The 8,648-nt window shown below is 70.7% G+C and carries 10 protein-coding genes; 6 read left to right on the top strand and 4 right to left on the bottom strand.

Annotated elements, in window-relative coordinates:
• The 3 genes from JNK30_RS02075 to JNK30_RS02065 all read left to right on the top strand — a co-directional run.
• On the top strand, positions 1–714 hold a 714-nt coding region (locus JNK30_RS02075), incomplete at its 5' end, for an adenosylhomocysteinase (RefSeq protein WP_293479688.1).
• Positions 715–895: 181 nt separating this feature from the next.
• A complete protein-coding gene (locus JNK30_RS02070) occupies positions 896–1,741 on the top strand; it encodes a PfkB family carbohydrate kinase (protein ID WP_293479687.1) in 846 nt (281 codons plus the stop codon).
• A 53-nt stretch (positions 1,742–1,794) separates the two neighbouring features.
• Complete coding sequence (locus tag JNK30_RS02065) at positions 1,795–2,919, top strand: serine hydrolase domain-containing protein (protein WP_293479686.1); 1,125 nt, start codon at positions 1,795–1,797, stop codon at positions 2,917–2,919.
• 306 nt (positions 2,920–3,225) lie between these two features.
• Here the strand turns inward: JNK30_RS02065 and rarD are convergent, their stop codons facing one another.
• Positions 3,226–4,143, bottom strand: a complete 918-nt coding sequence (gene rarD / locus JNK30_RS02060; protein WP_293479684.1) for an EamA family transporter RarD — start codon at positions 4,141–4,143, stop codon at positions 3,226–3,228.
• Positions 4,144–4,217: 74 nt separating this feature from the next.
• Positions 4,218–5,249 carry an aspartate-semialdehyde dehydrogenase gene (locus JNK30_RS02055; protein ID WP_293479682.1) on the bottom strand — a complete coding sequence of 344 codons (1,032 nt, stop codon included), beginning with the start codon at positions 5,247–5,249 and terminating at the stop codon, positions 4,218–4,220.
• Positions 5,250–5,429: 180 nt separating this feature from the next.
• On the opposite strand from JNK30_RS02055, the gene JNK30_RS02050 reads away from it, so the two are divergent.
• Together JNK30_RS02050 and JNK30_RS02045 are read left to right on the top strand one after the other, a co-directional pair.
• Entirely contained in the window at positions 5,430–5,819 is a 390-nt protein-coding gene (locus JNK30_RS02050) for a PaaI family thioesterase (RefSeq protein ID WP_293479680.1), read from the top strand.
• A gap of 151 nt (positions 5,820–5,970) precedes the next feature.
• The gene (locus JNK30_RS02045; RefSeq protein WP_293479678.1) at positions 5,971–6,738 is read left to right on the top strand and encodes a PEPxxWA-CTERM sorting domain-containing protein; all 768 of its coding nucleotides are present in this window, start codon (positions 5,971–5,973) and stop codon (positions 6,736–6,738) included.
• Positions 6,739–6,754: 16 nt separating this feature from the next.
• Here JNK30_RS02045 and JNK30_RS02040 read toward each other — a convergent pair whose 3' ends face one another.
• On the bottom strand, positions 6,755–7,171 hold the full coding sequence (locus JNK30_RS02040; RefSeq protein ID WP_293479676.1) for an EVE domain-containing protein: 417 nt from the start codon (positions 7,169–7,171) through the stop codon (positions 6,755–6,757).
• A gap of 54 nt (positions 7,172–7,225) precedes the next feature.
• On the bottom strand, positions 7,226–7,600 hold the full coding sequence (locus tag JNK30_RS02035; protein WP_293479674.1) for a hypothetical protein: 375 nt from the start codon (positions 7,598–7,600) through the stop codon (positions 7,226–7,228).
• 91 nt (positions 7,601–7,691) lie between these two features.
• Here JNK30_RS02035 and JNK30_RS02030 point away from each other — a divergent pair, with 91 nt between their 5' ends.
• Positions 7,692–8,609, top strand: coding sequence for a bifunctional helix-turn-helix transcriptional regulator/GNAT family N-acetyltransferase (locus JNK30_RS02030; RefSeq protein WP_293479672.1), 918 nt, complete (start codon positions 7,692–7,694; stop codon positions 8,607–8,609).
• Positions 8,610–8,648 lie beyond the last annotated feature (39 nt).

Here is an 8,648-nt window from a genome sequence, read left to right as displayed (position 1 = left end):
GGCTGCCGCGAGAGCCTGGTGGACGCGATCCGCCGCGGCACCGACGTGATGCTGGCCGGCAAGGTCGCGGTCGTCCTCGGCTACGGCGACGTGGGCAAGGGCTCGGCCGCCTCGCTGCGCAACGGCGGCGCGCGCGTGGTGGTCACCGAGATCGACCCGATCTGCGCCCTGCAGGCGGCGATGGAGGGCTATGAGGTCCAGACGATGGAAGACGTCGCCGACAAGGCCGACATCTTCGTCACCGCCACCGGCAACAAGGACGTGCTCACCGTCGACCACATGCGGCGGATGAAGAACAACGCCATCGTCTGCAACATCGGCCACTTCGATTCCGAGATCCAGATCGCGGGCCTGCGCAACTACAAGTGGGACAAGATCAAGGATCAGGTCCACCACGTCGAGTTCCCGGACGGCAAGAAGATCATCGTGCTGTCGGAAGGCCGCCTCGTGAACCTGGGCAACGCCACGGGCCACCCGTCGTTCGTGATGTCGGCGTCCTTCACCAACCAGACGCTCGCCCAGATTGAGCTCTGGCAGAACGGCGCCAAGTACGAGACCAAGGTCTACACCCTGCCCAAGCACCTCGACGAGAAGGTGGCCATGCTCCACCTCGAGAAGCTGGGCGCGAAGCTGACGACCCTGTCGAAGGATCAGGCCGACTACATCGGCGTGGCGCCGCAGGGTCCGTTCAAGCCCGAGCACTACCGGTACTGACGAGCCCATCGCCAGTCTGCGACGGAAGGGCGGCTCCTTGCGGGGCCGCCCTTTTCGTTGGCGCGCAACCCTGGGGCCCCGCCGCGCCGCCCGCTACTTTTGTTAGAAGATCCACCCAATACACCATTTCTGGTAGAATTGCGCTGGACCGGTCCGCAGCATCTGAGCTACGGGCGAAGCTGTGCCGCTCGCGCTGATCCTGTCGTCGTTCGTCGCCGCCTCGCGGATTGGTGGGGCGGCGCAGCAGTATGTGCTGGCGGCGCACAAGATCGATCCCGTGCTCGCGCCGACGGTGATGTTCGGCCGGACGCCGGCCCGCGGCGGGCGTGGCGAGGTCACCTCGCCCGACGTGTTCCAGCGCATGCTGGGCGACATCGAGGCCGACGCGCTGTTCGGCATGGTCGACCTGATCATCACCGGCCACTTCTCCAGCCCCGAGCAGGTGGAGATCGCCGCGGGGGTGATCGGACGCGTACGCAACGCGGATCGTAACGACGCCTGGGGCGCGCGGCCGCTGGTGCTGGTGGACCCGATACTGGGCGACGCGCCCAAGGGCCTCTACGTGACGTACGAGGTCGCCCAGGCGGTGGAGGACCAACTGGTCCCGCTGGCCGACTGGCTGACCCCGAACCTCTGGGAGCTGGCGTTCCTGGCCGATCGCCAGATCGACACCGCCGCGGCGGCGCGCGACGCGGCGCGGAGCCTGGGCAAGCCGGCGCTCGTCACTTCCGCCCCCGCCGGCGAGGGCGAGATCGGCCTGCTCTACGTCGACAAGGAAGAGGCGGTGCTGTTCGCCCACCGCCGCATCGCCACGGCGCCCAACGGGACGGGCGACCTGGTCACCGCGAGCTTCGGCGCGGGGCTGGTGGAAGGCCGCGATCCCCGCGACGCTGCGGAACGCGCAGCGCGGGCGGCGGCCGAGACGGTCGCGGCGGCGGAGGCCTGGAAGTCCACCGAACTGCCGATCGTCGCCCTGGCCGAGCGCATCGTGAACCCCGCCGCCCCGGTGCGCGTCGAGATCCTCTGACCTCGCCGCCGCGGGTCCTTGCGCCGCGCGGCGAGGCGCGTACGAGTCGGCGCATGACGGACATCCACGGCTTCGTCCCCGCCCGCTTCGCGGCGGTCAAGGACGCCTTCGCGGCCAGCTTCGCGGCGGGCGAGGAGCTCGGCGCGCGCTTCACGCTGGTCGAGGCGGGCGAGGTGGTGCTCGACCTCATGGGCGGGTTCGCCGACCGCCGGCGGGAGCGTCGCTGGGCCGAAGACACGCTGGCGCCGGTGTTCTCGACCACCAAAGCCGTGGCCGCCCTCATGATCGCGCGCCTAGTGGACACCGGCCGCCTCGACTACGGCCAGACGGTCGCCAGTGTCTGGCCCGAGTTCGGCCAGGCCGGGAAGGCGGGGGTCACCCTCGAGCAGATGATCTCGCACCAGGCGGGCCTGCCCGGCTTTCCGGAGCCGATGGACCCTGCGCTCTGGGCCGACTGGGACGCGATCTGCGGCCGGCTGGCGGCCATGGCGCCCATGTGGCCCCCGGGGACCGCGAGCGGCTACCACCCGGTGACGGTGGGCTATCTCGTGGGCGAAGTCTTCCGCCGGGTGGACGGGCGGTCCATCGGCGCGGCGTTCCGCGAGGATCTGGGCGGACCGTTCGGGCTCGACCTCTGGATCGGCCTGCCGGCCGAGGCCGAGGGTCGCGTGGCGGAGCTGCAGCGGCCCAGCGCCATGCCCGACTTCGGCGAGATCAATGCGGCCACCCGGGCCGCCTTCCTCGCGCCCTGGTCGTCCGCCGCCGGCAAGGCCGGGGCCGACTACCGGCGCATGGAGGTGCCCTCGACCAACGGCTATGCGACGGCCGAGGCGCTCGCGCGGCTGATGGGCGCGCTGGCCAACGACGGCTGGCTGGACGGCGGCGAGGTCCTGTCGCCCGCCCTGATCGCCGAGGCCAGCCGCCAGCGCATCCGGGGCCAGGACCTGGTGCTCCCCTACGAGATGAGCTGGGCCGCGGGCTTCATGCGCAATGAGCCCTGCCTTCCCTGGGGCCCGTCGCCCGGCGCGTTCGGCCACTCCGGATGGGGCGGCGCCTGCGCCTTCGCCGATCCTTCGCGCAAGCTGGGCGGCGCCTATGTGATGAACAAACAGGGTGTCGCCCTCATGGGCGACGCACGGCCGAAGCGGCTCATCGAACTCGCCTACGAAGCGCTGTAGGCCGCCCACGAAAAAGGGCCCCGAAGGGCCCTGATCCGTCGCTTCAGTCCGCCGGGGCGGACGGAGGTCACGCACCCAGGCCGGCGGTCCCGAAGGCGGCGACGAGGCCGAGGGCCAGGAGGTACATCGGGGCGATCCGGTCGAAGATCTTGAAGGTCATGACACACACCTTGAGTTTGGTTTGGAACCCCGGGGGAGCGGGGCTGTCCGTCTGGACAATGTTTAGATAGCACCATCTGAACGCTGCATAGATCAGCGATTTCGCAGGTTCGCTATGCGTTTGCGCATGCGCGCCGGCGGCGGCGTTCAGGGAGCTGGCTGCGCGGTCTCGGCCAGCGCGGCCCGCAACTGCCGCGCGCGGCGCCAGGCGCCGAGGATGAACACGGCCGCGCCGGTCCAGATGAAGGCGAACGACGCGGCGTGCAGCGCGGTGAAGGGCTCGCCCTGGGCGACACCGATAGCGAAGCCGATGGTCGGCCCGATGAACTGCAGGAAGGCCATGGTCGAGAGCGGCAGCCTTCGCGCGCACCAGGAGAACAGGGCCAGGGGCACCGCGGTGATCGGCCCCGCGGCCACGAGCCACGCCGTCGCGGCCGGCGAGACCGTGAAGTGCCCGGCGCCGCGGCTCTGCAGCCACGCCAGGAAGGCGAGCGAGGGGAGCAGCAGGATCAGGCACTCGACGAAGAGGCCGGTCTGCGCGTCGGCCTGGACCTGCTTGCGGACCACGCCGTAGCCGCCGAACGAGAAGGCGAGGGCGAGGGCGATGATGGGCAGATGGCCCAGCGCGAAGCCCTGGAAGAGGACGCCGACGGTGGCCAGCCCGATGGCGCTCCAGCCGAAGCGGTCGATCCGCTCGCGGAAGATCAGCGCGCCGGACGCCATGTTGACCAGCGGCGTGATGTAGTAGCCGAAGCTGCCCTCCAGCACCCGCCCGGAGTTCACCGCCCAGATGTAGATCGCCCAGTTGGTGGCGATCAGCGCGGTCGAGAGGCTGAGCCAGGCCAGCGTCCGGGGCGTTCGGAGGACCTGTACGATCTGCCGCCACTGGCGCGCCGCCAGGGCCAGGACGAGCGCGGTCGGCACGCCCCAGACGACCCGGTGCGCCATGATCTCCCACGACGAGGCGCCGAACGACGCCATGGCCTGGAAGACCAGGGGCACGAAGCCCCAGATGAGGTAGCAGGCGATCCCGGCCGTGAGCGCGCGACCGCCTCCGGTGGTCAACACCTATATGCCTGCGGCCATGACCTCGTCATGGCCGGGGGCGAGCTTCGCCGGGCGCTGACGGCGGGCTCATCCTAGGCGAGCGCCTTCTGCTTGATCAGGCCGCGCTCGTGCAGGAGCTGGGCGATCTGCACGGCGTTGAGGGCCGCGCCCTTGCGCAGGTTGTCGGCCACGACCCACATGGAAAGGCCATGCTCGACGGTGGGGTCCTTGCGGATCCGGCTGACGTAGACCGGGAACTCGCCCTGGGCTTCCTTGGGCGTGATGTAGCCGGTGGGCTCGCGCTTATCGATCACGATCAGGCCCGGCGCCTCGCGCAGGATCTCGCGGGCCTCGTCCTCGTCCAGCGGCTCGTGGAACTCGATGTTCACCGCCTCGGAGTGGCCGACCATCACCGGCACGCGCACGCAGGTGACGGTGAGCTTGATCTCCGGGTCGATCATCTTGTGGGTCTCGTTCCACATCTTGGCTTCCTCGTCGGTGTAGCCGTCGGGGAGGAACGCGCCGATGAACGGGATCACGTTGAAGGCGATCTGCTTCGGGAACTTCTTGGGCTCGCTGGGGCCCAGGACGAAGATGCCCTTGGTCTGGTCCCAGAGCTCGTCCATGCCTTCCTTGCCGGCGCCGGAGACCGACTGGTAGGTGGCCACCACCACGCGCTTGATCTTGGCCCGGTCGTGCAGCGGCTTCAGCGCGACGACCAGCTGGGCGGTCGAGCAGTTCGGGTTGGCGATGATGTTCTTGCGGTCGGCCCAGGCGACGTCGTCCGGGTTCACTTCCGGCACGATCAGCGGCACGTCCGGGTCCATGCGCCAGGCCGAGGAGTTGTCGATGACGATGGGGCCGGCGGCGCCGATCTTCGGCGACCATTCCTTGGAGAAGCTGCCCGAGACGCTCATCAGCACGACGTCGACCTTCGAGAAGTCGAACTGCTCGATGTCCTCGCACTTGATGATCTTGTCGCCGAAGCTGACCTCGACGCCGATCGACCTGCGGCTGGCGATCGCATGCACCTTGTCGATGGGGAAGTTCACTTCCTCCAGGATGTTCAGCATCTCGCGGCCCACGTTGCCCGTGGCGCCGACCACCGCGACCCGGTAGCCCATGACAACTCTCCTGACTGGGGAGCGATCCCCTACGCGCCTCGCGCCCGCGAGGCAAGGCGAGCGATCCTCAAGCGCGCCTCAGATCCCCTGATCGGCGCCCCTGGCGGGACGGTTCGACCGCGACCGTAGCAACTGTGGCGCGGAGGCCTTACGGAACCCCGACGCGAAAGGAGCGAAGACTTGGCTGAGACCACCGGCATGCCGTTCTCCGACCTCATGGGCCTGGAGGTGATCGAGCGCACGCCGGCGCGGGTGCGCGGCCGGCTGGTGGTGCGCGAGGATCTCTGCACCGCCGGCGGCATCCTGCACGGCGGCGCCTTCATGGCGATGGCCGACGCCCTGGGCGCGATCGGCGGGGTGCTCAACCTGCCCGCCGGCGCGCGCACCACGACGCTGGAGAGCAAGACCAACTTCCTGCGGGGCGCGCCGGTCGGCAGCGTGGTGGAGGGCGAGACGACGCCGCTGCATGTCGGCCGCCGCTCGTCGGTCTGGCAGACGCGGATCACCGACGCCGAGGGCAAGCTGCTCTGCCTGGTCACCCAGACCCAGATGACGATCCTGCCCGAGTAATCGCCCGCCGGTCGGCGGATGAGACGCAGGCGAAAGTCGCGGCCGCGTTTTGAGACGCCGGGAGAAGGTCGGCGAGCCGCCCGGGCGCTATCCTGGAGCGGCCGGCAGATGCGCTGGCGTAGCGTCCGCCAGGGGGGTTCGAGTGCGTTTGATGGCTGTCCTGATCGCTGCGGCGCTGGCCTGCGCGGCGCAGCCGGCCGCGGCCCGTGTCACGATCGTCCGGCTCACCGGGGTCGCGAACGGCACGGACAACGGGCATCTGAGCGCCCCCTCCCCCTTCGGCGTCCGGCAGCTGGTGGTGGGACCCACCGGCGCCACGCTCGGCTTCGTCGAGGCGCTTCCCTTCACGCTCGAGGTCCGCATCGACGAGAGCCTGGGCGGACTCGACCTCTTCCCGACGGGGCAGGATCGCTACGGCGACGGCCCGCAGAGCCCGGTCACCGCGATCTTCACGATGAACGGCTTCAGCCATGCGTTCGGCAATCTGCACAGCAACGCGTCGAAGGGCTTCGGAGCCATCGATAGCTTCTACGTCCAGGCGCTCGAGCAGCGCCAGCGGCCGCCCATGACCGGCGCCTTCACCAACGTGACCGGCGACCTGAGCGTCACCATGAACCTGAGGTCGCAGGTCTTCTCGTCGTACGACTACGCCGAGCCGGCCTCGTGGATCCGGGGCCCGGGCAACGCCCGCGGGGACGCGGCGTTCGGCAGCCTTTCGCTGGCGATCCAGGACACCACGGGCAGCCCCTTCGCCTTCGTCCTGGGCCCGGAGCGGACGGCGAACCTCGACCTGCGGATCGACAGCCTGACGGTGTCCGCGGCCGTTCCCGAGCCCGCGACGTGGCTGGTGCTGATCCTGGGCTTCGGAGCGGCGGGCTGCGCCCTTCGCCGCCGGGCCGGCCGGACGGCCGTCGTCTGAGCCTGCGGCAGGCGGGCTATTCGCCGGCCATCTTCAGGATCGCCGCCCATTCCCCGGCCGTGACCGGCGACACCGAGAGCCGGCCCTGGCGGATCATCTTCAGGTCGGCGAGGGCCGGGTTCGCCTTCATGTCGGCGAGGCCCACCGGCGACTTCAGGCGGCGGACCGGCTTCAGCTCCACGGCCACGAAGCGGCCGGTCTCGTCGCTGGCGTCGGGGAAGGCCGCCCTAGAGACGGCCGCGATCGCCACGACCGCCTTGCCCTCGCCCGAGTGGTAGAAGAGCACCTGGTCGCCGACCTGCATCTCGTTGAGGTGGCCGCGGGCGGTGAAGTTGCGGACGCCGTCCCACACCGTCGCGCCGTCGCGCTCGAGGTCGTCGTAGCCGTAGGTCTCGGGTTCGGACTTGACCAGGAAGTAAGCCGTCATCGCCATGCGCCTCCCGCGATCCCAGAGGGCGGGACCATGCCATGGGCGGCGCGCCGCGGGCTAGGCCGTGCGGGACGCCGCGTAGTGCTGACGGACGTCGGCGAGCCCGGCCATGATCCGCAGGCGCTCCTTCCTGTCCGGCTTGCCGCTCACGACGAAGCGCCAGGCGCGGATGTGCACGGCGATGGCCTGGCGGTCGTAGACCTCGTCGGCGAGGAACTCGGCGAGCAGTTCGTCGAGGCTCTGGACCACCTCGCCCGCGCCGTCGCGGCCCACGTCGGGATAGCTCGCGGCCACATCCTTCAGGACCTCGATCCGCGCGCGGTCGAAGGTCGGGCCCATGGCGGCGAGCAGGCCCTCGGCCAGCGCCAGGACGTCGGCGTCGCCGGCCCGGCGGCCGGGCTTCTTCGGCTCGGCGAGGATGTCTTCGTCCATGCCGCTAGACGCTAAGCGGCCCGGCTTAACGGACGCCTACCGGGCGTCCAGATACTTGACTCCGTCAAGTAAACAGCGCGAGGTTGCGCCCATGGCCGGGAACGACACCGTGGGCGCCGTGCGCCGCTTCAACCGCTTCTACACGCGCGCCATCGGCGTGCTGGACCGCGGCTACCTGGGCTCGCCCTACACGCTGGCGGAGAACCGGGTCCTGTGGGAGGTCGCCCACGCCGACGGGACGACCCCGGGCGCGATCGCGGCCAGCCTGGGGCTGGACGCCGGCTACCTGTCGCGGATCCTGCGCCGGCTGGAGCGGGACGGACTGCTGGCGCGGTCGCGGTCGCCGCACGACGGGCGCAGCGTGACCCTGCGGCTGACCCCCGCGGGCCGGGACACCTTCGCCACGCTCGACCGGCGCTCGGCCGCCCTGGTGGAGGCGCTGGTCAGCCGCCTGACCGGGCCGCAGAAGGCCGAGCTGGCCCAGGCGCTGGGGCGCGCCGAGGCGCTGCTGGACAGCGATCCCGTCCGGCCGCCGATCGTGCTGCGCCCCCACCGGATCGGCGACATGGGCTGGGTGACCGAGCGCCACGCGGTGCTCTACGGCCGCGAGTACGGGTGGGGCGCCGGCATCGAGGCGGTGACCGCGCGGATCTGCGCCGACTTCCTCGAGCACCTGGATCCGGCGCGCGAGCGCTGCTGGATCGCCGACCGCGCCGGCGAGCGGCTGGGCTGCGTGTTCCTCGTGAAGGAGGACGAGACCACCGCGCGCCTGCGCCTGCTGCTGCTGGAGCCGGCGGCGCGGGGCGAGCGGCTGGGCCGGCGGCTGGTGGACGAGTGCGTCGCCTTCGCCCGGGCGGCGGGCTACCGCGAGATCGTGCTCTGGACGCACCAGGTGCTGACGGCCGCGCGCGCCATCTACGCCGCGGTGGGCTTCGAGATCACCGAGACCTGGACGCACGACGACTTCGGCAAGCCCGAGGTGAGCGAGACCTGGCGGTTGAGGCTCTGAGGGCGCGGCGCTCGCGGGCCGCTGGGCGCTCGGCTGCAG

This window comes from Phenylobacterium sp. (assembly GCF_016793225.1).
In the GTDB taxonomy this organism is placed as follows: domain Bacteria; phylum Pseudomonadota; class Alphaproteobacteria; order Caulobacterales; family Caulobacteraceae; genus Phenylobacterium.
The sequence above is the reverse complement of the archived record's forward strand: the minus strand, read 5'-3'. Positions and strand labels throughout refer to the sequence as shown.